General features: G+C 66.9%; 23 protein-coding genes and 2 tRNA genes. 16 read left to right on the top strand and 9 right to left on the bottom strand.

Annotated features, from left to right (window positions below):
• Window position 1: 1 nt before the first annotated feature.
• Window positions 2-187, top strand: coding sequence for a hypothetical protein (locus AABA51_RS10745; protein ID WP_338271833.1), 186 nt, complete (start codon window positions 2-4; stop codon window positions 185-187).
• A gap of 54 nt (window positions 188-241) precedes the next feature.
• Here the strand turns inward: AABA51_RS10745 and AABA51_RS10750 are convergent, their stop codons facing one another.
• Together AABA51_RS10750 and AABA51_RS10755 are read right to left on the bottom strand one after the other, a co-directional pair.
• The gene (locus AABA51_RS10750) at window positions 242-1,315 is read right to left on the bottom strand and encodes an Mrp/NBP35 family ATP-binding protein (protein ID WP_338271834.1); all 1,074 of its coding nucleotides are present in this window, start codon (window positions 1,313-1,315) and stop codon (window positions 242-244) included.
• 38 nt (window positions 1,316-1,353) lie between these two features.
• Window positions 1,354-2,580, bottom strand: coding sequence for an MFS transporter (locus tag AABA51_RS10755; protein WP_338271835.1), 1,227 nt, complete (start codon window positions 2,578-2,580; stop codon window positions 1,354-1,356).
• A gap of 166 nt (window positions 2,581-2,746) precedes the next feature.
• On the opposite strand from AABA51_RS10755, the gene AABA51_RS10760 reads away from it, so the two are divergent.
• Window positions 2,747-2,971, top strand: a complete 225-nt coding sequence (locus AABA51_RS10760; protein WP_338271837.1) for a DUF1127 domain-containing protein — start codon at window positions 2,747-2,749, stop codon at window positions 2,969-2,971.
• Between the two features lie 451 nt (window positions 2,972-3,422).
• Here AABA51_RS10760 and AABA51_RS10765 read toward each other — a convergent pair whose 3' ends face one another.
• Window positions 3,423-3,875 (bottom strand): Lrp/AsnC family transcriptional regulator, encoded by a 453-nt coding sequence (locus tag AABA51_RS10765; RefSeq protein ID WP_338271838.1) that lies wholly within the window; start codon window positions 3,873-3,875, stop codon window positions 3,423-3,425.
• Between the two features lie 73 nt (window positions 3,876-3,948).
• Here AABA51_RS10765 and AABA51_RS10770 point away from each other — a divergent pair, with 73 nt between their 5' ends.
• Window positions 3,949-4,545 (top strand): LysE family translocator, encoded by a 597-nt coding sequence (locus AABA51_RS10770; protein WP_338271839.1) that lies wholly within the window; start codon window positions 3,949-3,951, stop codon window positions 4,543-4,545.
• 3 nt (window positions 4,546-4,548) lie between these two features.
• On the opposite strand, the gene AABA51_RS10775 is transcribed toward AABA51_RS10770, so the two are convergent.
• Entirely contained in the window at window positions 4,549-7,020 is a 2,472-nt protein-coding gene (locus AABA51_RS10775) for an ATP-dependent helicase (protein ID WP_338271840.1), read from the bottom strand.
• 188 nt (window positions 7,021-7,208) lie between these two features.
• On the opposite strand from AABA51_RS10775, the gene AABA51_RS10780 reads away from it, so the two are divergent.
• The 8 genes from AABA51_RS10780 (at window position 7,209) to hisH (ending at window position 15,375) form a co-directional block, all read left to right on the top strand.
• Complete coding sequence (locus tag AABA51_RS10780) at window positions 7,209-8,354, top strand: alpha-hydroxy acid oxidase (RefSeq protein WP_338271841.1); 1,146 nt, start codon at window positions 7,209-7,211, stop codon at window positions 8,352-8,354.
• Between the two features lie 132 nt (window positions 8,355-8,486).
• Window positions 8,487-11,927, top strand: coding sequence for a pyruvate carboxylase (locus tag AABA51_RS10785; protein ID WP_338271842.1), 3,441 nt, complete (start codon window positions 8,487-8,489; stop codon window positions 11,925-11,927).
• A gap of 59 nt (window positions 11,928-11,986) precedes the next feature.
• The gene (locus tag AABA51_RS10790) at window positions 11,987-12,607 is read left to right on the top strand and encodes a glutathione S-transferase family protein (RefSeq protein ID WP_338271844.1); all 621 of its coding nucleotides are present in this window, start codon (window positions 11,987-11,989) and stop codon (window positions 12,605-12,607) included.
• A gap of 94 nt (window positions 12,608-12,701) precedes the next feature.
• Window positions 12,702-12,776 (top strand) — tRNA-Gly (locus AABA51_RS10795).
• Window positions 12,777-12,970: 194 nt separating this feature from the next.
• Window positions 12,971-13,747, top strand: coding sequence for a DUF1972 domain-containing protein (locus tag AABA51_RS10800; protein WP_338271845.1), 777 nt, complete (start codon window positions 12,971-12,973; stop codon window positions 13,745-13,747).
• A 104-nt stretch (window positions 13,748-13,851) separates the two neighbouring features.
• The gene (locus AABA51_RS10805; protein ID WP_338271846.1) at window positions 13,852-14,082 is read left to right on the top strand and encodes a hypothetical protein; all 231 of its coding nucleotides are present in this window, start codon (window positions 13,852-13,854) and stop codon (window positions 14,080-14,082) included.
• A gap of 62 nt (window positions 14,083-14,144) precedes the next feature.
• Window positions 14,145-14,732 (top strand): imidazoleglycerol-phosphate dehydratase HisB, encoded by a 588-nt coding sequence (hisB, locus tag AABA51_RS10810; protein ID WP_338271847.1) that lies wholly within the window; start codon window positions 14,145-14,147, stop codon window positions 14,730-14,732.
• 4 nt (window positions 14,733-14,736) lie between these two features.
• A complete protein-coding gene (gene hisH, locus AABA51_RS10815) occupies window positions 14,737-15,375 on the top strand; it encodes an imidazole glycerol phosphate synthase subunit HisH (protein ID WP_338271848.1) in 639 nt (212 codons plus the stop codon).
• Window positions 15,376-15,403: 28 nt separating this feature from the next.
• Here the strand turns inward: hisH and AABA51_RS10820 are convergent, their stop codons facing one another.
• Entirely contained in the window at window positions 15,404-15,802 is a 399-nt protein-coding gene (locus AABA51_RS10820) for a DUF2147 domain-containing protein (RefSeq protein WP_338271849.1), read from the bottom strand.
• A 151-nt stretch (window positions 15,803-15,953) separates the two neighbouring features.
• Between AABA51_RS10820 and hisA the strand changes: the two genes are divergently transcribed.
• The 3 genes from hisA (at window position 15,954) to AABA51_RS10835 (ending at window position 17,817) form a co-directional block, all read left to right on the top strand.
• Window positions 15,954-16,670: a 1-(5-phosphoribosyl)-5-[(5-phosphoribosylamino)methylideneamino]imidazole-4-carboxamide isomerase gene (hisA, locus tag AABA51_RS10825; RefSeq protein WP_338271851.1), complete on the top strand. Its 717-nt coding sequence runs from the start codon at window positions 15,954-15,956 to the stop codon at window positions 16,668-16,670.
• Between the two features lie 74 nt (window positions 16,671-16,744).
• The gene (gene hisF / locus AABA51_RS10830) at window positions 16,745-17,506 is read left to right on the top strand and encodes an imidazole glycerol phosphate synthase subunit HisF (RefSeq protein ID WP_338271852.1); all 762 of its coding nucleotides are present in this window, start codon (window positions 16,745-16,747) and stop codon (window positions 17,504-17,506) included.
• Complete coding sequence (locus tag AABA51_RS10835; RefSeq protein ID WP_338271853.1) at window positions 17,503-17,817, top strand: phosphoribosyl-ATP diphosphatase; 315 nt, start codon at window positions 17,503-17,505, stop codon at window positions 17,815-17,817. The genes hisF and AABA51_RS10835 overlap by 4 nt, the downstream gene beginning before the upstream one ends.
• A 74-nt stretch (window positions 17,818-17,891) precedes the next feature.
• Here AABA51_RS10835 and AABA51_RS10840 read toward each other — a convergent pair whose 3' ends face one another.
• The 4 genes from AABA51_RS10840 to rlmB all read right to left on the bottom strand — a co-directional run bounded on the left by AABA51_RS10840 (window position 17,892) and on the right by rlmB (window position 20,248).
• A complete protein-coding gene (locus AABA51_RS10840; RefSeq protein ID WP_338271855.1) occupies window positions 17,892-18,365 on the bottom strand; it encodes a CoA-binding protein in 474 nt (157 codons plus the stop codon).
• Window positions 18,366-18,546: 181 nt separating this feature from the next.
• A complete protein-coding gene (locus AABA51_RS10845) occupies window positions 18,547-19,008 on the bottom strand; it encodes a YHS domain-containing (seleno)protein (protein WP_338271856.1) in 462 nt (153 codons plus the stop codon).
• A gap of 123 nt (window positions 19,009-19,131) precedes the next feature.
• Window positions 19,132-19,455, bottom strand: coding sequence for a hypothetical protein (locus AABA51_RS10850; RefSeq protein ID WP_338271857.1), 324 nt, complete (start codon window positions 19,453-19,455; stop codon window positions 19,132-19,134).
• 10 nt (window positions 19,456-19,465) lie between these two features.
• On the bottom strand, window positions 19,466-20,248 hold the full coding sequence (gene rlmB, locus AABA51_RS10855; RefSeq protein WP_338271858.1) for a 23S rRNA (guanosine(2251)-2'-O)-methyltransferase RlmB: 783 nt from the start codon (window positions 20,246-20,248) through the stop codon (window positions 19,466-19,468).
• A gap of 141 nt (window positions 20,249-20,389) precedes the next feature.
• On the opposite strand from rlmB, the gene AABA51_RS10860 reads away from it, so the two are divergent.
• Window positions 20,390-20,473: transfer RNA gene (locus AABA51_RS10860), tRNA-Tyr, on the top strand.
• Window positions 20,474-20,765: 292 nt separating this feature from the next.
• Window positions 20,766-21,443: a sugar transferase gene (locus tag AABA51_RS10865; protein WP_338271860.1), complete on the top strand. Its 678-nt coding sequence runs from the start codon at window positions 20,766-20,768 to the stop codon at window positions 21,441-21,443.
• Window positions 21,444-21,456 lie beyond the last annotated feature (13 nt).

Consider the following 21,456-nt stretch of genomic DNA (forward strand, 5'->3'; position numbering starts at 1 on the left):
GATGTGGGATTTCAGCCTGCCCCAAAACATCATCTGGGGGCCAAAAGCTCCTGAATCCTTCCACCTGTTGTGGCAAAAGCTAAGGAAAGCCCAAGATATTGAGGCTTGGGCCGCCATGGGCGGGCATGGGACAAAAGCCCAAAAAATTCCCGAAAAGCTGGAGACCGGGTCCGAAACCGGACCCTGATGGGGCGGATCGCGGCGGTTACTGGGCGAATCACCCCCCGCCGCGCGCCCGGGATCAGACGATGCCGCCCTCGATGAAGCGCCGCGCCAGCGCCGCATAGGCTTCGGCCATGGGGCTGTCGCCCGCCGCGATAGGCACGCCTGCATCGCCCGCCACCCGGGTTTCCAGGTCGATGGGAAGCGATCCCAGATAGGGCAGGCCCAGCTTGTCGGCCTCGGCCTTCACGCCCCCCTGCCCGAAAATATGCGCCTCATGCCCGCACTTGGGGCAGCAATAGACGCCCATGTTCTCGATCAGGCCCAGAACCGGCGTCTTCAACAGCTCGAACATGTTCAGCGCCTTGCGCGCATCCAGAAGCGCCACATCCTGCGGGGTCGAGACCACGATCGCGCCCGTCACCTCGGATTTCTGGCAGAGCGTCATCGCCACATCGCCCGTCCCCGGCGGCAGGTCGACCAACAGCACGTCCAGATCGCCCCATTCCACCTGCGTCAGCATCTGCTGCAAGGCGCCCATCAGCATCGGCCCCCGCCAGACCACGGCCTTGTCCTCGGCCAGCATGAACCCGATGGACATCAGCGTCACGCCATGCCCCTGAAGCGGGATGATCGTCTTGCCGTCGGGCGATGCAGGGCGCTTGTTCACGCCCATCATGCGCGGTTGGCTGGGCCCGTAGATATCGGCATCCAGAAGCCCCACCTTCTTGCCCTGCCGCGCCAGCGCGACGGCCAGGTTGGACGAGACGGTGGATTTCCCCACGCCGCCCTTGCCCGACCCGATGGCGATGATCCGCTTGACGCTGGCGGGTTTCATCGGGCCTGCCTGCGGCGTCGGATGGCCGCCGAATTTCAGGCTCGGCGCAGGCGGGGCCTTGGGCGCGGGGCCATGCGCGGTCAGCGCGACGCTCACCTGCTCCACGCCGGGCAGCTTGCGCAACATCCCCTCGCAGGCCAGCCGCACCGGCTCCATCTTGCCTGCCTGTTCGGGGCTTTCGGCCTCCAGCACGAAACTGATGCGCCCACCCTCGACTTTGAGCGCGCGCACCATGTCGCGGCTCACCACGTCGCCGCCATCGGGCAGCGTCAATCCGCGGAGCGCCTCAAGGATCGTGTCGCGGGTCTGGGTCATGTCATGCCTCCTGCCGTGTTTGCCGCAGACATAAGCGCTCAGCCCCGCCTCTGCATCCCCAGAATGATCGCGCCCTGCGCCACGGCCCCGGCCAGACCGCCCGCGACCAGCGCCGCCGAGATGCCGATCCATTCCGCCAGCCCCCCGACCGCAAAGGCCCCGAGCGCGACACTGCCAAATCCCATCACGATCCACAGGCTCATCACCCGCCCCCGGTAGCCATCGGGCAGATCGGTCTGGATCGCGGCCTGCATGCTGACGCCCACCCATGTAGAACAAAAGCCCGCCACCACGGTCGCGGCCAGCGCCATGGGCCAGACGGGCGCAAGACCCATCGCCACCACGGCCCCCTGCCCCGCCATCGCGGCCCACAGGACGGCGGGCGCGATCCTTGCGCCGAACGCGCCCAATCCCACCGCCTTCAGAAAGGCCGACGAAATCGCGCCAGCCCCCGCCGCCGCCGTCAGCATGCCCAATCCCGCAGCCCCCCGGCCGAATGCCCCGTCAGCCAGAACCGGCAAAACCTCCAGCGCGCCGCGCACCACCATGGCAAAGGCCAGCGTCAACAAAAGCGCATTGCGCACCAGCGGCGCGGTCAGCGCATAGCGCAGCCCGTCCAGCAGGTCCGACAGGATCGAGGCCCTGGGCCGCGGCGGCAGCGCGCGCGGGCTCAGGCGCGGCAGGACGATCAGCATCGGCATGTAGCACGCGACCGAAACCCACAGCGCGACCTCCGCCCCCGCCGTGGCGATCACCCAGCCCGCGATCACCGGGGCGATCAGCCGGGCCAGGTTGAAATTGAGCGCCGTGATGCTCACGACATGCTGGACCATGTCGGCCGGCACCAGCCGTGGCCCCAGCGACATCCGCACCGGATGATGCGCCGAGGAAATCACCCCGATCGCCAGCGCCGCCAGAACCAGCGCGACAGGCCCCGTCCAGGGCAAGGCCAGCGCCAGCGCCGCCAGGACCGCCGCCATGGACCCATTGGTGGACAAAGAGGCCCGCCGGATGTCGACCCGATCCGCCATCACCCCGAACAGCGGTCCAAGGATCAATGTCGGCGCAAGGCTCAAACCCGCGACCAATCCCACGAATCCCGCCGATCCCGTCCGCTCCCAGGCCAACCAGCCCAGCGTCACCCGCTGCACCCAGATCGCCTGCACCGCAAAGAAGATGCCAAGGAAAAACAGGCGGAACTGCGGGTTCGAAAAGGCCCCTCCCGCAAGCATCCTCTTGTCAAGATGCGGCTTACGCAACGTCATCTCCAGCCATGCGTCCGCTGCAAAGCAGCATTGAAGCATCGGCCATTGTGCAGTCGCAGCATTCGCTTATCTTCGGTTTCAACAGAGGCGAACACAAACGCGCCTCACGGGGAACGATGTTAGCGCAATCCGGCGCGGCCCCGATGACCGAAGAAAGTGAAACGACATGGCATATGTATCGAGCAACCGTACCACCGCCGCACTTGGCCTGGGCGACCGTATCGCGGACATCCGCAAGGACCTGGCCGACGCATGGCGCGCGCACCGCATCTATCGGCAGACGCTGCGTGAATTGCAAGGGCTGTCGCTGCGCGAACTCAACGACCTGGGCCTGAACCCCTCCATGCTGCGGGCGATCGCGCTGGAAGCGGCCTACGGCAAGCAGGGCTGAGACCCGGCACAAGACTTGAACGGGCCAAAAGCCCGGCACGAAACGGCGCGGCGACCCTCCTCCTCCCTTTAGGTCGCCCCCCGCGCGGATCCATCCCCTCCTCCCTTGGGTGGGTTCGCAAATACCCGGTCCGGCAACGGACCAGCGGATCGGTTCCTTCCTCCTCCCTTGGGGACCGTGACGACCGGCGGTGGGGTTCTCCTCCTCCCTTGACCCCGCCGCCACGTATTCCGCAAGGCACGCGCCTTGCACCCCGGATCGGCGCCTCCTCCTCCCTTGGCGCTGAGACCCGGCGACGGACCTCTCCTCCTCCCTTGGGGTCCGTCGCCACATGTTCCGCAAGGCGCGCACAGGCGCTTTGCATCCCGGTTCGGCGCCTCCTCCTCCCTTGGCGCTGAGACCCGGCGGCGGACCTCTCCTCCTCCCTTGTGGTCCGCCGCCACACCCTTCCTCAGCCGCGATCATCCTTGGGCGATCCCATGACCACATAGGTCGTGATCGTCGCCACCTGTGGCAGCGCGCCAAGGATATCGGTGTGAAACCGCTTGTAGGCGCGCAGGTCCGTCACCTCGACCCTCAGCAGGTATTCCACCGCCCCCGTGATGTTGTGGCATTCCCGAACCTCCGGCGCGGCGCGCATCGCGCGCTCGAATGCCTCCTGAACCCGCTTGGTATGTTCGGACAGACCGACGGTCAGATAGGCGGTGAACCCCACCCCGATCCGTTCGGCCGACAGGACCGCCCGGTAGCCCGCGATGACACCCGCCGCCTCCAGCGCCTGCACCCGGCGCGAACAGGCCGAAGGGCTCAGCGCCACGCGCTCGGCCAGCTCCAGGTTGCTGATCCGCCCCTCGCGCGTCAGGATGCGCAATATCTGTCGATCTTTCTCGTCGATTTCGGTCATTCATTGCACCGTAACGTGATTTTTCTCACGAATAGCGGTTTCATTGCATCGGGTCGCGCGCAATCTGGCGGCCATGAGCCTCGACCTGACCCTTGCCCTGATCCTCTTTGCCTTCGCCTCCTCGATCACGCCGGGGCCGAACAACATCATGCTCCTGGCCTCGGGCGCGAATTTCGGCCTCAAGCGCACGATCCCGCACATGCTGGGCATTTCCATGGGCCATGCGCTGATGGTCGCGCTGATCGGCCTGGGCCTGTTGCGATTGTTCGAGCTTTTGCCATGGCTTCGGCCCACGCTCATGGCGGCCTGCGCCGCCTATCTTCTGTGGCTCGCGTGGAAAATCGCCAATGCCGCCGCCCCCGATGCCGCCCGCGCGACGGGACGGCCCTTCAGCTTTTTGCAGGCGGCAGGCTTTCAATGGGTGAACCCCAAAGCCTGGTACATGGGCATCTATGCCCAGACGCAATATGCGCCCGAGGATGCCGGATGGCTCGGCGCGCTCTTCGTGCCGCTGGTCTTTGCGCTGGTGAACCTGCCCTCCGTCGCGGTCTGGGCGGCAGCGGGCATGGGGCTAAGGCGTTGGCTCGCCGTGCCGGGACGGCTGCGCGCCTTCAACATCACCATGGCGCTTTTGCTTGTCGCCTCGCTTTACCCGATGCTGGGGCTTTGAGGCTCAAAAAGGCACGTCATCGGCCGCATCGGCACTGACCAGATAGCTGGCCACCACCTTCTTCTCGCCCGCCTTGTCAAAGGCCACTTCCATCTTGTCGCCCTCGATCCCGATGACCGCGCCATAGCCGAATTTCTGGTGGAACACCCGGTCGCCCAGCGCAAAGACGCTGATGGCTTCGGCATCGATGGTCATGTTCCGCGCCTCGGAAGGTTGGCGCAATCCGGGCCGGGCCTGGTTTTGCTGCAAGCGCCGCCAGCCGGGCGAATTGTAGACATCGGCCCGCGCGGCGGCCTCGTGCAGCGCGCTGCCCTGCATCATGCCCGCCACGGGGCTCGCGCTCGAGGACATGTTCTGGTGACCATGCAGCCCCGAAGGCGTCAGAACCTCGACATGTTCGGCGGGCAATTCATCGACGAACCGGCTCGCCATCTGGCTCTGCCACTGGCCATAGACGCGGCGGTTGCTGGCGAAACTGATGGTGCAGACCTCTTCTGCCCGCGTGATGCCCACATAGGCCAGCCGCCGTTCCTCCTCCAATCCCTTGATGCCGCTTTCGTCCATCGCGCGCTGGCTGGGAAACAGCCCATCCTCCCAGCCCGGCAGGAAGACGGCGGGAAATTCCAGCCCCTTGGCGGCATGGAGCGTCATCAGCGTGACCTTTTCCTCCTGGTCGTCGCTTTCATTGTCCATGATGAGCGAGACATGCTCGAGAAACCCTTGCAGGTTCTCGAACCCTTCGAGCGCCTTGACCAATTCCTTGAGGTTTTCGAGCCGCCCCGGCGCCTCGGGCGTCTTGTCGTTTTGCCACATCGCCGTGTAGCCGCTTTCGTCAAGGATCATCTCGGCCAGTTCGATATGGCTGAGCCGGTCCTGAACCGCGCCCTCCTCGATCAGGAGATCGTCGTCGGCCTCGGGCCCGACCGCGCGCAAGCCCCCCAGCATCAGGCCCCGCCAGCGCGCCAAGCCGTCGACGAAGCCGCGCAATTCGCGCGCGCCCTTGCCGCCGATGGCCCCCGTCTCGACCGCCAGCCGAGCCCCCTCGACCAGGCTCACGCCATTGGATCGCGCCATGCGCTGGATCACCTGCTGCGCCTTGTCGCCGAGGCCCCGCTTGGGCGTGTTGACCACCCGTTCAAAGGCCAGATCGTCATCGGGGCTGACCACCAGCCGGAAATAGGCCATCGCATCGCGGATCTCGAGCCGCTCGTAGAAGCGCGGGCCGCCGATCACGCGATAGGGCAGGCCGATGGTCAGGAACCGATCCTCGAAGGCCCGCATCTGGTGGCTGGCCCGGACAAGGATCGCGATGCCGTCGGGGCTGACCGGGTCCATGCCGCGCGTGCCGCGCCCCATCGCCTCGATCTCTTCGCCGACCCAGCGCGCCTCTTCCTCGCCGTCCCAATGGCCGATCAGGCGCACGCGCGCGCCCTCCTCGCCCACGCTGCGCAGCGATTTGCCCAGACGCTCGCGGTTGTGCGCGATGACCCCGTTCGCGGCTTCCAGGATATGCACGGTCGAGCGGTAATTCTGTTCCAGCCGCACCACCTTGGCGCCCGGAAAATCCTTTTCGAAGCGCAGGATGTTGCCCACCTCGGCCCCGCGCCAGCCGTAGATCGACTGGTCGTCGTCGCCCACCACGCAGATATTGGAATGCTCCTGCGCCAAAAGCCTCAGCCACAGGTATTGGGCGACGTTCGTGTCCTGGTATTCGTCGACCAGGATATAGCGGAACCAGCGCTGATATTGCGCCAACAGGTCCGGGTGGGCCTGAAAGATCGTGACCATGTGCAACAACAGATCGCCGAAATCGACGGCGTTCAGCTCCCGCAGACGGGTCTGGTACTGGGCGTAAAGCTCGGGCCCCCGATGGTTGAAGGCGCCAGCCTCCGCCGCGGGTAGCTTGTCTGGGGTCAGCGCGCGGTTCTTCCAGCCATCGATGATCCCGGCCAATTGCCGCGCGGGCCAGCGTTTCTCGTCGATCTCGGCGGCCAGGATCAGCTGCTTCATCAGCCGCACCTGGTCATCGGTGTCGAGGATGGTGAAATTCGACTTCAGCCCCGCCAGTTCCGCATGACGGCGCAACAGCTTCACGCAGATCGCATGGAAGGTGCCGAGCCACGGCATCCCCTCCACCGGCTGGCCCATCAGGCTCGCCACCCGCATCTTCATCTCGCGCGCGGCCTTGTTGGTGAAGGTGACGGCGAGGATCTCGTTGGGCCGCGCCGTGCCGGTCAGGAGCAGATGCGCGATCCGCGCGGTCAGCGCCCGCGTCTTGCCCGTGCCCGCCCCCGCCAGCATCAGGACCGGGCCCTCCAAAGCCTCGACCGCGGCGCGCTGTTCGGGGTTCAGCCCGTCCAGATAGGGCATGGGCCGCGCGGCCATCGCCTGCGCGGACAGGGATCTTGCGGAAGCGGGGCGGGCGGCGGCCTCGAAGGCGTCCGACTCACCCATGTCATCATCGAACCTGCTCATGGGCAGACGATATAGCCAAGTGCCGCGCGTTTAAAGGTTTGTTCTTATAATGTTCCGATTTCTCCCATGGGCGGCGTCGCGATGCATATTTGGGGAAAGATGAAGGGGCAGGAGCGCCTTGCCTTCGACGCTGCCAGGGCTTTCGCCGGGTCTGGACAATTCCGCGCCGTCAGGCTGTCTTGCGCGCCATGGACCTGCATGCACGCTACCCCGCCCTTTCCGATCTCAAATCCCGCGCCCGGCGGCGCATTCCCCATTTCGTCTGGGAATATCTCGACAGCGCGACCGGGGCCGAGACGAGCACGATCCGCAACCGCGCGGCGCTGGACGCCGTTCTGTTCCGCCCCGCGGCGCTGAGGGGCGAGATCACGCCGGACCTGTCCACGACGCTGATGGGCCGCAGCTATGCCGCGCCTTTCGGGATCGCGCCGCTCGGCATGTCGGGGCTGATCTGGCCCGAGGCGGAGAAACTCCTGGCCCGCCATGCCGCGCGTGCGGGCATTCCCTATACGCTGTCGACCGTGGCCACCCGCACGCCCGAGGATCTGGCACCCGAGATCGGGGACCAGGGCTGGTTCCAGATGTATCCCCCCCGCGCCCCCGAGATGCGCGACGACATGCTGCGCCGCGCCCGCGAGGCGGGGTTTCATACGCTTGTGCTGACCGTGGATGTGCCCGCCGCCTCGCGCCGCGAACGCCAGACGCGCGGCGGGCTGGTGCAGCCCCCGCGCCTGACGCCGCGCTTGCTGGCCCAAGTGGCGCTTTGCCCGGCCTGGGCGCTCGGCATCCAGGCCACCGGCATGCCGCGCATGCGTCTGATGGACAGCTATGCCGACCAGACCAAGACCGGCCCCCTGCCCTCGACCGCGCATGTGGGCTATCTTTTGCGCGCCGCCCCCGATTGGGAGTATGTCGCAGCGCTCCGCGACCGCTGGCAGGGCAAGCTGGTGATCAAGGGCGTGATGGAGGCCGATGTCGCCGAACGCGCAGAGGGCGCAGGCGTCGATGCCGTCTGGGTCTCGAACCATGCCGGCCGCCAGTTCGACGGCGCGCCCGCAAGCCTGGAGGTTCTGCCCGCCATCCGCGCCGCCACCCCCCTGCCGATCCTTTTCGACAGCGGCATCACCGGCGGGCTCGACGTGATGCGGGCCCTCGCGCTTGGGGCCGATTTCGTGATGATGGGGCGGCCCTGGCATTACGCGCTTGGCGCGCTGGGTCAGGCGGGGCCTGCGCATTGGCATGACATCCTGGTCAAGGATATGACCTCCAACATGGCGCAGATCGGGGCCCATGCGCTCTCGGACCTTGCCGGGCGGCTTGTCGACCGGGCCTGAGCGCCGCCCACAGCAATTTGCATATGAAAACAATGCGCCCGCGACCTTTCGGACCGCGACCACCTAACCATTGCCGCAGTGCGGAATGACCCTTACACAAGTGGAGGTTGCACAGCGAAAGGCGCGTTCCCCATGCCCGAATTCAAGAAGATCCTCATCGCCAACCGCGGCGAGATCGCCATCCGCGTCATGCGCGCGGCCAATGAACTGGGCAAGCGCACCGTCGCCGTCTACGCCGAAGAGGACAAGCTGAGCCTGCACCGTTTCAAGGCGGACGAGGCCTACAAGATCGGCGAGGGGCTGGGCCCGGTCGCGGCCTATCTGTCGATCCCCGAGATCATCCGGGTGGCCAAGGCCAGCGGCGCCGATGCGATCCATCCGGGCTACGGGCTCTTGTCCGAGAACCCCGATTTCGTGGATGCCTGCGCGGCCAACGGCATCACCTTCATCGGGCCAAAGGCCGAAACCATGCGCGCGCTCGGCGACAAGGCAAGCGCGCGGCGCGTCGCCATCGCGGCGGGCGTGCCCGTCATCCCCGCGACGGAGGTGCTGGGCGACGACATGGAGGCCATCGCCAAGGAAGCCGCCGAGATCGGCTATCCCCTGATGCTCAAGGCCAGCTGGGGCGGCGGTGGCCGGGGCATGCGCCCGATCCAGTCCGAAAAGGAACTGGCCGAGAAGGTCCGCGAGGGCCGCCGCGAGGCCGAGGCCGCCTTCGGCAATGGCGAGGGCTATCTCGAAAAGATGATCCTGCGCGCCCGCCATGTCGAGGTGCAGATCCTCGGCGACAGCCACGGCAACATCTACCACCTCTACGAGCGCGATTGTTCCGTCCAGCGCCGCAACCAGAAGGTCGTGGAACGCGCCCCCGCCCCCTATCTGTCCGAGGCCCAGCGCGAGGAGATCTGCCTTCTGGGCAAGAAGATCTGCGAGCATGTGAATTACGAATGCGCGGGCACCGTCGAATTCCTGATGGATATGGAGACGGGCAAATTCTACTTCATCGAGGTCAACCCCCGCGTGCAGGTCGAACATACCGTCACCGAGGAAGTGACGGGCATCGACATCGTGCGCGCCCAGATCCTGATCGCCGAAGGCAAGAGCCTGACCGAGGCGACGGGAACCGCCAGCCAATATGACGTGAAGCTCGACGGACACGCCATCCAGTGCCGGATCACGACCGAGGATCCGACCAACAATTTCATCCCCGATTACGGTCGCATCACCGCCTATCGGGGGGCCACGGGCATGGGCATCCGGCTGGACGGCGGCACGGCCTATTCGGGGGCCGTCATCACCCGCTATTACGACAGCCTGCTGGAAAAGGTCACGGCCTGGGCCCCCACGCCCGAGGCGGCCATCGCCCGCATGGACCGCGCGCTGCGCGAATTCCGCATCCGGGGCGTGTCGACGAATATCGCCTTCGTCGAGAACCTGCTGAAGCACCCGACCTTCCTGAACTACCAGTACCACACGAAATTCATCGACCAGACGCCCGAATTGTTCGATTTCAAGCCGCGTCGCGACCGCGCCACGCGCATCCTGACCTATATCGCCGATATCACCGTGAACGGTCACCCCGAGACGGAAGGTCGCCCCCGTCCCCCCGCCCAGGCCCGCGATCCGCGCCCGCCCGCGCTGCGGGTGGATGCCCCGCGCCCCGGCACACGCCAGATGCTCGACGCTGAGGGGCCCAAGGCCGTGGCCCAATGGATGAAGGCGCAAAAGCAGCTTCTCATCACCGACACGACCATGCGCGACGGCCATCAATCGTTGCTCGCCACCCGGATGCGGTCGATCGACATGATCAAGGCGGCCCCTGCCTATGCCGCCAACCTGCCCGAGCTCTTCAGCGTCGAATGCTGGGGCGGCGCGACCTTCGATGTCGCCTACCGCTTCTTGCAGGAATGCCCGTGGCAGCGCCTGCGCGACATCCGCGCGGCCATGCCCAACATCATGACCCAGATGCTTTTGCGCGGCGCGAACGGGGTGGGCTACACCAATTACCCCGACAATGTCGTGCAGGGCTTCGTCAAGCAGGCGGCAGAATCCGGCGTCGATATCTTCCGCGTCTTCGACAGCCTCAACTGGGTCGAGAACATGCGCGTCTCGATGGAGGCTGTGCTCGACACCGGCAAGATCCTCGAAGGGACGATCTGCTATACCGGCAACATCCTCGACCCCGACCGGGCCAAGTATGACCTGAAATACTACGTCAAGATGGCCAAGGAGCTGGAGGCCGCAGGCGCCCATGTGCTGGGGCTCAAGGATATGGCGGGGCTTCTGAAACCGGCCTCCGCCGCCGTGCTGATCCCCGCGCTGAAAGATGCGGTGGACCTGCCCATCCATTTCCACACCCATGACACGGCGGGCATCGCCTGCGGCACGATCCTTGCGGCCTCCGCCGCGGGTGTCGATGCCGTCGATTGCGCGATGGATGCGCTCTCGGGCAACACGTCACAGGCCACGCTCGGCACCATTGTCGAGGCGCTGCAATTCACCGACCGCGACACCGGCCTCGACATCAAGGCGATCCGCGAGATCAGCGATTACTGGGAAGCCGTCCGCACCCATTACACCGCTTTTGAATCCGGCATGCAGGCCCCCGCGTCCGAGGTCTATCTCCACGAGATGCCGGGCGGCCAGTTCACCAACCTCAAGGCGCAGGCGCGCTCCATGGGCCTCGAGGATCGCTGGCACGAGGTCGCCCAGACCTATGCCGATGTGAACCGGATGTTCGGCGATATCGTCAAGGTCACGCCCTCCTCCAAGGTCGTGGGCGACATGGCGCTCATGATGGTCTCACAGGGCCTGACCCGCGATGACGTGGAGAACCCGGAAAAAGAGGTCGCCTTCCCGGATTCGGTCATCGACATGATGCGCGGCAACCTCGGCCAACCGCCGGGCGGCTTTCCCCCGGGCATCCTGAAAAAGATCCTCAAGGACGAGCAACCGATCCTCGAACGCCCCGGCCTGCGCGTGCCCCCCGTCGATCTCGACAAGACGCGCGCCGATCTGTCCGACAGTCTCGAGGTCGAGATCGATGGCGAGGATCTGATGGGCTATCTCATGTATCCCAAGGTCTTCACCGACTATGCCGCGCGCCACAAAATCTATGGCCCGGTCCGCACCCTGCCCACCCGAACCTTTTTCTACGGGATGGAACCCGGCGAACAGATAGAGGCGGAAATCGACCCCGGCGTGACCCTCGTGATCCAGCTTCAGGCCGTGGGCGAGACGACCGATGACGGCGAGGTAAAGGTCTTCTTCGAACTGAACGGCCAACCCCGGATGATCCGCGTCCCCAACCGCAAGATCGCGGCCAAAAGCGTCAAGCGCGCCAAGGCCGAGGCCGGGAACCCCGCCCATATCGGCGCGCCGATGCCCGGTGTCGTGGCCTCGGTCGCCGTGACGGCGGGGGCAAAGATCAAGACCGGCGATCTTCTCCTGACCATCGAGGCGATGAAAATGGAAACCGGCCTCCACGCCGAACGCGACGCGGTGGTCAAGGCCGTCCACGTCACCCCCGGCGGCCAGATCGACGCCAAGGACCTCTTGATCGAGCTGGAATGATCCCACACGGCGCCCCGACCGACCACCCCCGGTCGGGCGCGCCCAACTCAAAGAGCGTGATGATGACCGACCTCCTGCTCTACGGCCATGCCGACTCGGGCCACGCCTGCAAGGTGGCGCTGGCCCTGTCCCTCGCGGGCCTGCCCCATGAGACCGTCACCATCGACATCTGGGCCCCGCCCGACACGCGGCCCCCGGCCTTTCTCGCCGCCAATCCCGCCGCCGAGGTGCCGGTCCTGATGATCGACGGCACACCCCATGTGCAATCGGGCGCGATCTTGCTGGAGCTTGCCACCCGCTTTGCCTGCCTTGGCGGCGACACGCCGCACGGCCTGCGCCGCGGCCGCGAATTGCTCCTGTGGGAGGCGAACCGCATCGGCATGTGCCTGCCCCAGCTCAAACAGGCCCGCCAGGACGCAGGCCGTGGCTATCCGCCCGATGTGATCGACTGGCTGACCGCCCGTTACCGCGCCGATTGCGCCCGGTTCGACCTGCTTCTGGGTAACGATCCTTTCTTTCACGGGCAGGCCCCCGGCATCGGCGATTGCGCCATCTGGGGCTATGCCCAATGGCTCCACGAGGCCGGGATGACCCCCACGCCCGCGATGGCGGCATGGCTCGACCGGATGCGCGCCCTGCCCGCCATGCGCGCGCCCCAAGCCTTCTTTCCCCCGGCCTGAGACCGCTTCGGCTCCCCGCATGAAAACCGCGCCCCAAGGCGCAAATTCCCCCTTGCACCCCCCCGCACTTGGCCCTAAACACCGCCTCCACAGAGCGGGTGTAGCTCAGGGGTAGAGCATTACCTTGCCAAGGTAAGGGTCGTGAGTTCGAATCTCATCACCCGCTCCAGTCGCAAGAAGCCGGGTCCGAAAGGTCCCGGCTTCTTCCGTTTTCACCCCCCCACACGCCCCCACGGTTTCCCCGTCCTTGCGCCCTCGCGCCCACCCCTCTAGCCTTGCCGCGGTGTAGTGTCGTGTAACCCGTCAGGCCCGTGTCATGCCCATCCCGTTCCGGGCGCCGCCGACCGCCCATAGGCCCCGCCGATGACGCCACCCCCGGACCGCGCAGGGCGAATCGCCATCCTCGGCACGGTGGGCGTGCCCGGCCGCTATGGCGGCTTCGAAACCCTCGCCACCCAACTGGCCGATGCCGCCGCGGCGCGGGGCCTGTCCGACCGCCTGACCATCTGGTGCAGCGCCCCCCAGACCCCTGCCCCCCGTCCCACGACCTACCTCGGTGCAGAGCTGCGCTACCTGCCGCTCTCGGCCAATGGCGCGCAATCGGTGCCCTTTGACGCGCTCTCGCTCTGGCAGGCCGCGCGGAGCGGCCATGACGCGGCGCTCCTTCTGGGCGTCTCGGGCGCTTTGGCCCTGCCGCTCATCCGCGCGCGCTTTCCCATGCGCATCATCGCCCATCCCGACGGGATCGAATGGCAACGCCCCAAATGGGGCCGCCTTGCCCGCACGATCCTGCGCCGGTCCGAGGCGATGGCCGCACGCCACGCCGATGTGGTCATCGCCGACAATCCCGCAATCGCCGCCCATATCCGCGACAGCTACGGGCGCGACCCGGTCGAAATCGCCTATGGCCACGAACACGCGCTCTCCACACCCCCGCCCCCATCGACGACCTCGCCCTGCCGCCCGCCTATGCGCTGGCACTGGCCCGCGCTGAACCCGAGAACAACCTCGCCACCATCCTCGCCGCCTTCACCGATCGCCCGCCCCCCCTGCCGCTCGTCGTCCTCGCCAATTGGCAGGCGACAGCCCATGGCCGCGCCCTGCGCAGCCGTTACGCGCCCCATGCCGGGATCCGCCTGATCGAGGCCGAATACGACCCCGGACGCCTCCGCGCGATCCGCGCGCGCGCCACGCTCTACCTGCACGGCCATTCCGCAGGCGGCACCAACCCCGCGCTCGTCGAGATGATGGGCACAGGCCGCCCCATCGCCGCCTGGGATTGCGCCTTCAACCGCGCCACGACCGAAAACGCCGCCGCCTATTTCGACAGCGCCGAAAGCCTCCGCGCGCTTCTCCCCGCCCTGACCGATCCGGCCGAGGCCCCCACCATGGCCGCAAAACTGCAGGCCATCGCCCGCCGCCGCTACCGCTGGGACGATGTCACGCAAGCCTATTTCCGTCTCCTCGGCCTTTGACGCGCCTTTCCCCGCGCGCCCCCCGCGTCTATAGAAGCCCCGAACCAGACGGAGCGGCCGCCATGCGCACAGCCACCATCACCCGCAAGACCAACGAGACCGCGATCGAGATCACGGTGACCCTCGACGGCACGGGACGCCACGACAACCAGACCGGCGTCGGCTTCTTCGACCACATGCTCGACCAGCTGGCCCGCCATGCGCTGATTGACCTGACCATCCGCTGCGACGGCGACCTGCACATCGACGACCACCACAGCGTCGAGGATGTGGGCATCGCGCTGGGCCAGGCGCTGACCCAGGCCCTGGGCGACAAGCGCGGCATCCGCCGCTACGGCAGCTTCCACCTCGCGATGGATGACGCGCTGATCCGCGCGGCCCTCGACCTGTCGGGGCGGCCCTATCTTGTCTGGGACGTGGAATTTCCCACCCAGAAGATCGGCAGTTTCGACACGGAACTGGTGCGCGAGTTCTTCCAGGCGCTCTCGACCCATGGCGGCCTCACGCTGCATGTGACGAAACTCGCGGGGATCAACAGCCACCACATCGCCGAGGCCGCCTTCAAGGCGGTCGCCCGCGCCCTGCGCGAGGCGGTGGAACCCGATCCCCGCCAATCCGATGCCATCCCCTCGACCAAGGGGACGCTCTGATCCGATGACGACAATCCTCATCGACTACGATTCGGGCAATCTGCATTCCGCGCAGAAAGCCTTCCAGCGCATGGCGGCCGAGGGCGGGCACGGCCCCGTCCTCGTCACCGCCGATCCCGATGCGGTCGCCCGCGCCGAACGGATCGTCCTGCCCGGCGACGGCGCCTTTCCCGCCTGCCGTCGCGGCCTTCAGGCCATCGACGGGCTCGAGGAGGCGCTGATCGACGCCGTCGAAAACCGCGCCGTGCCCTTCCTCGGCATCTGCGTCGGCATGCAGATGCTGACCACATGGGGCCGCGAATACGAGGATGTGCGGGGCTTCGGCTGGGTCCCGGGCGAGGTCACGCGCATCGCCCCCGCCGATCCCGCCCTCAAGGTGCCGCATATGGGCTGGAACGACCTGGTGATCGACCAGGCCCACCCGGTGCTCTCGGGCATCGAAACCGGCGATCACGCCTATTTCGTCCATTCCTACGCGATGCAGCCGACCGAACCCGCCCATCTTCTGGCGCATGTCGATTACGGCGGGCCGGTCACGGCCATCGTGGGCACCCGCAACGTGGTGGGCGCGCAATTCCACCCGGAAAAAAGCCAGCGCGCGGGCCTGCGCCTGATCGCCAATTTCCTCGACTGGCGACCCTGAGACGCAGCGCGCCCGCGCGCCTCGAGGTTCAGTTGACGCGGCTCCAGACCCCGCCTTCACGGCAGATCGCGCCGCCCATCACGCAGCCCGACACGCTCAGCCCCGCATCCGTGCGCTGCAACCGCGAGCGGTATTCCCGGTCCCGGTCCGGCGAATAGAGCATGCCGCGATACTGCCCCGGCTCGCCCGTGGGATTGGTGTCCCAGATGATCTGGCGGCCGATATTGTCGGTCTGAAGGCTCGCGCCCGCGGAATCGAATGCCTGCACCAGCGTCCCGCACAGCGCGGCCCCGCACTGGGTGATGCGGATGATGCCGGTATTGCCATTGTCGTCGGGCGCGGTGCGCCAATCGCCGATCAACTCGTCCGCTCCGGCCGCGCCCGCCATCACGATCACGGCCACGGCGCCCAACAGGTACTTACGCATGGATGTCACTCCTCCCAAGACGTCCCGCCCACAGGGTTCGGACAGGTCCCGATTCTTGTCCAGCGTGACGTTGCGAAACGGCCCGCCCTTGCCCCTGCCCCCGCGCTTTGCCAAAAGCCCCGGCAAGACAGCAGCAAAAAGGCCCGCGCCCATGATCCTCTACCCCGCCATCGACCTCAAGGACGGCCAGGCCGTCCGGCTCCTGCGCGGCGCGATGGATCAGGCGACGGTGTTCAACACCGATCCGGCCGCACAGGCCCGCGCCTTCGAGGCAGCCGGCTGCCACTGGCTCCACCTCGTCGACCTGAACGGCGCCTTCGCGGGCCAGCCCGTGAACGGTGCCGCGGTCGAGGCGATCCTCGCCGCCACTTCCGTCCCCGCCCAGCTCGGCGGCGGCATCCGCGACATGGCAACGATCGAGATGTGGCTCACCCGCGGCATCGCCCGCGTCATCCTCGGCACGGTGGCGGTCGAAAACCCCGACCTCGTGCGGCAGGCCGCCCGCGCCTTCCCCGGACAGGTCGCCGTGGGCATCGACGCCCGCAAGGGCCGCGTCGCGACCAAGGGCTGGGCCGAGGAAACCGATGTCATGGTCACCGATCTCGCCCGCGCCTTCGAGGATGCGGGGGTCGCCGCCATCATCTACACCGACATCGACCGCGACGGGGCCATGGGCGGCCCCAATGTGCAGGCGACCGCCGATCTCGCGCGCGCCACCTCCATCCCCGTCATCGCCTCGGGCGGCGTCTCGTCCCTCGCAGATCTCATAGCCCTCCGCGACACCGGCGTCATCGCCGGCGCGATCTCGGGCCGCGCGCTCTATGACGGGGCCCTCGACCTGGCCGAGGCGCTGGCGACGCTCGCCTGATCCTTCATCTTTCCAAAAATATGCAATCGCACGCCCGCCTTCCCTCACCCCCGCCAATCGGCTAGGCAATCCCCATGCTCAAGACCCGCATCATCCCCTGCCTCGATGTCGCCGATGGCCGCGTGGTCAAGGGCGTGAATTTCGTAGACCTCATCGATGCCGGCGACCCGGTGGAACAGGCGCGCGCCTATGATGCGGCGGGCGCGGATGAGCTCTGTTTCCTCGACATCCACGCCACCCATGAAAACCGCGGCACGATGTATGATCTGGCCACCCGCACGGCGGAACATTGCTTCATGCCGCTCACGATCGGCGGCGGCGTCCGCACGGTCGAGGATGTAAGGAACCTCCTTCTCGCGGGCGCCGACAAGGTCAGCTTCAATTCCGCCGCCGTGGCCGATCCCGATGTCGTGGCCCGCGCCGCCGACCGCTTCGGCAGCCAATGCATCGTGGTGGCCATCGACGCGAAAACGGTCGCTCCCGGCAAATGGGAGATCTTCACCCACGGCGGCCGCAAACCCACCGGCATCGACGCGGTCGAATTCGCCCGCACGGTCGTGGCCAAGGGCGCGGGCGAGATCCTTCTGACCTCGATGGACCGCGACGGCACGAAATCGGGCTTCAACCTGCCCCTCACCCGCGCCGTGGCCGATGCCGTGCCCGTCCCCGTCATCGCCTCGGGCGGCGTCGGCACGCTCGACCATCTCGTCGAAGGCGTGACCGAAGGGCATGCCAGCGCCGTTCTCGCCGCCTCCATCTTCCATTTCGGCACCTATTCCATCGCCGAGGCCAAGGCGCATATGGCCGCCGCAGGCATCCCCGTGAGGCTGACATGACCGACGACACCCTCACCCGCCTCGCCGCCACCATCGCCGCGCGCAAGGGCGCCGATCCCGACACGTCCTGGACCGCGAAACTCCTCTCCAGGGGCCCCGAGAAATGCGCCGAGAAATTCGGCGAAGAAGCGGTGGAGGCGATCATCGAAGCCGTGAAGGGCGACCGCGACCGCCTGACCTCCGAGGCCGCCGATGTGCTCTACCACCTGCTTGTCATGCTCACCGCCCGCGACGTGACCCTGTCGGAGGTTCTGGCCGAGCTTGACCGCCGCGAGGGCCAATCCGGCATCGCCGAAAAAGCCGCCCGCTGAACCGAAAAACTCGAGTTTTTCGTCCGGGAAAACTGCAGTTTTCCCACCCGGAAATCTGCAGATTTCCGCCTTCCTCACAGCTTCGACGAAATGATCCCGGTGGCGAAACCGCCCATCCTGAGCTCGCCGAACAGCCGCTGATACTCGATCTTGGGGCACCGGTCCTGGATCACCGTGATCCCCGCCGCCTCCGCGCGCTCTGCCGCCTCCGCATGGGTGACGCCGATCTGCATCCAGATGACCTTGGGCCGATGCGCCAGCGCCAGCGCCTCCTCCACGATCTCGGGCACGGCTTCGGGCTTGCGGAAGATGTCGACCACATCGACGGGCTCCGTCACATCCGCGAGCCGCGCCTTCACCTCCACGCCCCACAGTGTCGTGCCCGCCTGCCCCGGATTGACCGGCACCACCCGGTAGCCCTTCAGCGTCAGGTAACGCCCCACGTAATGGCTGGGCCGCACCGGGTTGGGCGACACGCCGATACAGGCAAAGACGCGCGATTTGCGCAAAATGTCACGAAGCAGTTCGTCGGAATATGTCTGGGTCATGGCGCGACACTGCCACAGCCATCGCCCAAGAAAAAGCGCCCGCAGCCGGGTGGGCGCGGGCGCAAGTGACGGAACGAGGGACAGTGATGGACGCAAGGTGTTCCGAACCAGGCGTCATGAGGTGCATATGGGCCACAGTCCCGGGATTTAAAGAATTCCTACGAAAACGTGATCGCGCCGATCAGCCCAGGATCGCGGGCCAATTGGCCTCGCCCGCCGCGATGACGCCCGGCAATTCCGCCTCCCACAACCGCCGCGCGCGCAGGCTTGCATTCAGGAACAGACGCCCCTCGTGGATCGACCAGGCCTCGGGGATCGTCGGCGCCAGATACCCGCGCGAGGCCGCAAAGGCGCAATACCCCCCGAATGCGGGCGCATAGCGCGCAGGATCGGCGACAAAGGCCGCGCGGTTGGCCTCGGTGGCAAACCGCCATTCTGCCCCGTCCCAATCTTGCGTGATTGCCGGATCGCCAGGCACCGGCCCCTGTTCGGCGAAATAGGCCACGGGATCCATCCCGTGGATCGCGACACCACCCGGTTGAAAGACCCTCGGCTCCGCCGCCCGGGCCGGGCGCGCCAGCACCAGGCCCGCAGGGGCAAGGGCAAGAAACCCGACAATGGCACGACGGCTCGGCATGGACATGACGCTCTCCCGATCTGCTTTGCACACCAGCCTGCCAGACCGTCGACCGGACCGAAAGCGCGGCGAAAGCCGCCCACGCGATCGTGACAGCCCGCAATCCGGGCCCGCAGCCCGCCCCGAACCTCAGTCGAAGATCTCCTCGACCACATCCTCCACCATGTCCCAGACCTCGCCCAAGGCCCGCTTCCACAGCGATTTCTTCCGCTTGACCGGACGGGGCGGCAGCCGGTCCTGCCCCATCGGGGGCAATGGCGCACCATGGGGCGCGCGCGCCCTCGGGCTCGGCTTTTTCGGATGGGCCGGATCGGGCGCTTTCAGCCATTTCATCTCATGGAGCGGCGCGCCACAGGATCCGCAGGCCAATTCATGCCCGCCCCGCGCCGTCAGCCGCAGCGCCTGCCGCATCCCGCAATAGGAACAGGTGGCGATCTTGGTGGAATGGGGCATCGGCCCTCCCCTACAGGTTTCTCACCGCATATAGGGACACCGCCGCCGCATTCGAGACATTGAGCGACCCGAACCCGCCCGCAGCCGGAATCCTGACCAGGTGGTCACACAATTCCCGCGTCCGCGCCCTCAGCCCCGGCCCCTCCGCGCCCAGAACCAACGCCACGGGCCGGTCCGTCAGCGTGGCGGCCAGCGCGCCGATCTCGGCCTCCCCCTCGCCATCAAGGCCAAGGACGGTATAGCCCATCTCCTTCAACGCCTCGATCGCATTGCCGAGGTTCTGGACCCTGAGATAGGGCTGCCGCTCCAACGCCCCGCTCGCCGTCTTGGCCAGCGCCCCGGTTTCCGGTGCCGCATGGCGCGCGGGCGCGACCACGGCGCGCGCCCCGAACACCTCGGCCGAGCGCAGGATCGCGCCCACATTATGGGGGTCCGTCACCTGGTCGAGCAGCACGAGCCGTGGCGCCACCGCCCCATCGCCCAGCGCCACATCCTCCAGCCGCCCCCAATCCAGCGGCTTGACCTCCAGCGCAGCACCCTGGTGGACCGATCCGGGGTCGAGCGGCGCGGGAAACTTGCGCGGGTCCGCGATCTCGGGCGCAAGCCCCCCCGCCGCGATGGCATCCCCCAGCTTGTCCTCGGCATTCTTGGTGAGCACCAGCCGCAGCTTGACCCGCGCGGGGTTCATCAGCGCGTCGCGCACCGCATGCAGCCCGAACAGCCACACGGTCTCCGCCGCAGCGGCCCGTCGCCCGCGTTCCTTGTCGATGACCCAGCTCGGTTTCTTCGCCACGCGCCTTCCCCCGGCCCTTGCTTCTGCCCACCGGGTTACGCGCGCCGCTCCCGCTTGCCAAGGCCCGCCGCAAAGCGGCCAAAGCCCACGGCGTTTTCCGGTTGACGGCCCCAACACCCCCGATTATCCAGCCCACGCGTCGGGCGACGTGCTGCAAGGTGCGGCAGCGGACTGTAACTCCGCCGGGGAGACCCATGCCTGGTTCGATTCCAGGGTCGCCCACCATTCCCCCCACATGACCCACCTTCCCTCGCGCTGATGTCGCGCGCGACGGGCGTCGATTCGCCCCAAACCGCCGCGCAAGCCCCGCCGCGCGGTCCTGACAGCCGTATTTCCGGGCGTATCCCTCGCCTTGGCCATTGCATTTTTGCCGCAAGTGGGGCTTGGGCCGTCTTTTATCGTTCCAATTCGATGCAACCGCTCCGCATCGCGCGCCTGTCTCTTGCCCGCTTGGGGTCAGCGCCCTACCACTTTCCCTGTAGTGCGTTGTTTCGTTTGTGTGTGTGCGGGTTCGCGTATGTCCTATGTGCCCAAGATCGATGGCTTTCCTGCGCCTTCCGTGGCGCGGCCCGCCATCCGCCCCATCGCGCCGCCGCGCCGGGATGCCTTTCTCCAGACCATCCTCAAACGCGGCTTCGATCTGTCCTTCAGCACGATCGTTCTTCTGCCCGCCGTGCTCGTCGTGGCGCTGGCTCTTCTGGTGCTGAACCCGTTCCTCAACCCCGGCCCGCTCTTTTACGCGCAAAAGCGGATGGGGCGGGGGTGCAGACCCTTCCGCGCCTACAAGTTCCGCACGATGGATGTCCGCCCGCGCGGCATCCGTGGCCCCGACGACCCGATCGAGGTGGATCGCATCCGCCCCTTGGGCAACTGGCTGCGCAAATCGCGCTTCGACGAATTGCCCCAGATCCTCAACGTCTACCGCGGCGAGATGAGCTTGATCGGCCCCCGCCCCGATTACTTCCGCCATGCCAGCCGCTACCTGCGCACCATCCCCGGCTACCGCGAACGCCACGATGTGCTGCCCGGCATCAGCGGCCTTGCGCAGGTGCGCCACGGCTATGCGGCGGGCCAATTCGCCACCCGGCGCAAGACCCGGACAGATCTCGAATACATCCGCCAGCGCTGCTTCCGGCTCGACATGTGGATCGTCTGGCGGACCATGGTGACCGTCTTCCGCATGCGGGGTGCGTGAACAATCTGGCGTC

The organism is Roseicyclus marinus, from assembly GCF_036322625.1.
GTDB classification, from domain to species: domain Bacteria; phylum Pseudomonadota; class Alphaproteobacteria; order Rhodobacterales; family Rhodobacteraceae; genus Roseicyclus; species Roseicyclus marinus_A.

Bases quoted from the DNA above. Each gene is read 5' to 3' on its own strand.
- AABA51_RS10820 (WP_338271849.1), bottom strand. From the start codon at position 15,802: ATGCGTAAGTACCTGTTGGGCGCCGTGGCCGTGATCGTGATGGCGGGC.
- AABA51_RS10840 (WP_338271855.1), bottom strand. From the start codon at position 18,365: ATGACCCAGACATATTCCGACGAACTGCTTCGTGACATTTTGCGCAAA.
- AABA51_RS10835 (WP_338271853.1), top strand. From the start codon at position 17,503: ATGACCGACGACACCCTCACCCGCCTCGCCGCCACCATCGCCGCGCGC.
- AABA51_RS10765 (WP_338271838.1), bottom strand. From the start codon at position 3,875: ATGACCGAAATCGACGAGAAAGATCGACAGATATTGCGCATCCTGACG.
- hisA (WP_338271851.1), top strand. From the start codon at position 15,954: ATGATCCTCTACCCCGCCATCGACCTCAAGGACGGCCAGGCCGTCCGG.
- AABA51_RS10800 (WP_338271845.1), top strand. From the start codon at position 12,971: ATGACGCCACCCCCGGACCGCGCAGGGCGAATCGCCATCCTCGGCACG.
- AABA51_RS10760 (WP_338271837.1), top strand. From the start codon at position 2,747: ATGGCATATGTATCGAGCAACCGTACCACCGCCGCACTTGGCCTGGGC.
- AABA51_RS10865 (WP_338271860.1), top strand. From the start codon at position 20,766: ATGTCCTATGTGCCCAAGATCGATGGCTTTCCTGCGCCTTCCGTGGCG.
- AABA51_RS10850 (WP_338271857.1), bottom strand. From the start codon at position 19,455: ATGCCCCATTCCACCAAGATCGCCACCTGTTCCTATTGCGGGATGCGG.
- AABA51_RS10770 (WP_338271839.1), top strand. From the start codon at position 3,949: ATGAGCCTCGACCTGACCCTTGCCCTGATCCTCTTTGCCTTCGCCTCC.
- AABA51_RS10755 (WP_338271835.1), bottom strand. From the start codon at position 2,580: ATGACGTTGCGTAAGCCGCATCTTGACAAGAGGATGCTTGCGGGAGGG.
- AABA51_RS10785 (WP_338271842.1), top strand. From the start codon at position 8,487: ATGCCCGAATTCAAGAAGATCCTCATCGCCAACCGCGGCGAGATCGCC.
- AABA51_RS10775 (WP_338271840.1), bottom strand. From the start codon at position 7,020: ATGAGCAGGTTCGATGATGACATGGGTGAGTCGGACGCCTTCGAGGCC.
- AABA51_RS10845 (WP_338271856.1), bottom strand. From the start codon at position 19,008: ATGTCCATGCCGAGCCGTCGTGCCATTGTCGGGTTTCTTGCCCTTGCC.
- AABA51_RS10745 (WP_338271833.1), top strand. From the start codon at position 2: ATGTGGGATTTCAGCCTGCCCCAAAACATCATCTGGGGGCCAAAAGCT.
- hisH (WP_338271848.1), top strand. From the start codon at position 14,737: ATGACGACAATCCTCATCGACTACGATTCGGGCAATCTGCATTCCGCG.
- AABA51_RS10780 (WP_338271841.1), top strand. From the start codon at position 7,209: ATGGACCTGCATGCACGCTACCCCGCCCTTTCCGATCTCAAATCCCGC.
- hisB (WP_338271847.1), top strand. From the start codon at position 14,145: ATGCGCACAGCCACCATCACCCGCAAGACCAACGAGACCGCGATCGAG.
- hisF (WP_338271852.1), top strand. From the start codon at position 16,745: ATGCTCAAGACCCGCATCATCCCCTGCCTCGATGTCGCCGATGGCCGC.
- AABA51_RS10750 (WP_338271834.1), bottom strand. From the start codon at position 1,315: ATGACCCAGACCCGCGACACGATCCTTGAGGCGCTCCGCGGATTGACG.
- AABA51_RS10790 (WP_338271844.1), top strand. From the start codon at position 11,987: ATGATGACCGACCTCCTGCTCTACGGCCATGCCGACTCGGGCCACGCC.
- AABA51_RS10805 (WP_338271846.1), top strand. From the start codon at position 13,852: ATGATGGGCACAGGCCGCCCCATCGCCGCCTGGGATTGCGCCTTCAAC.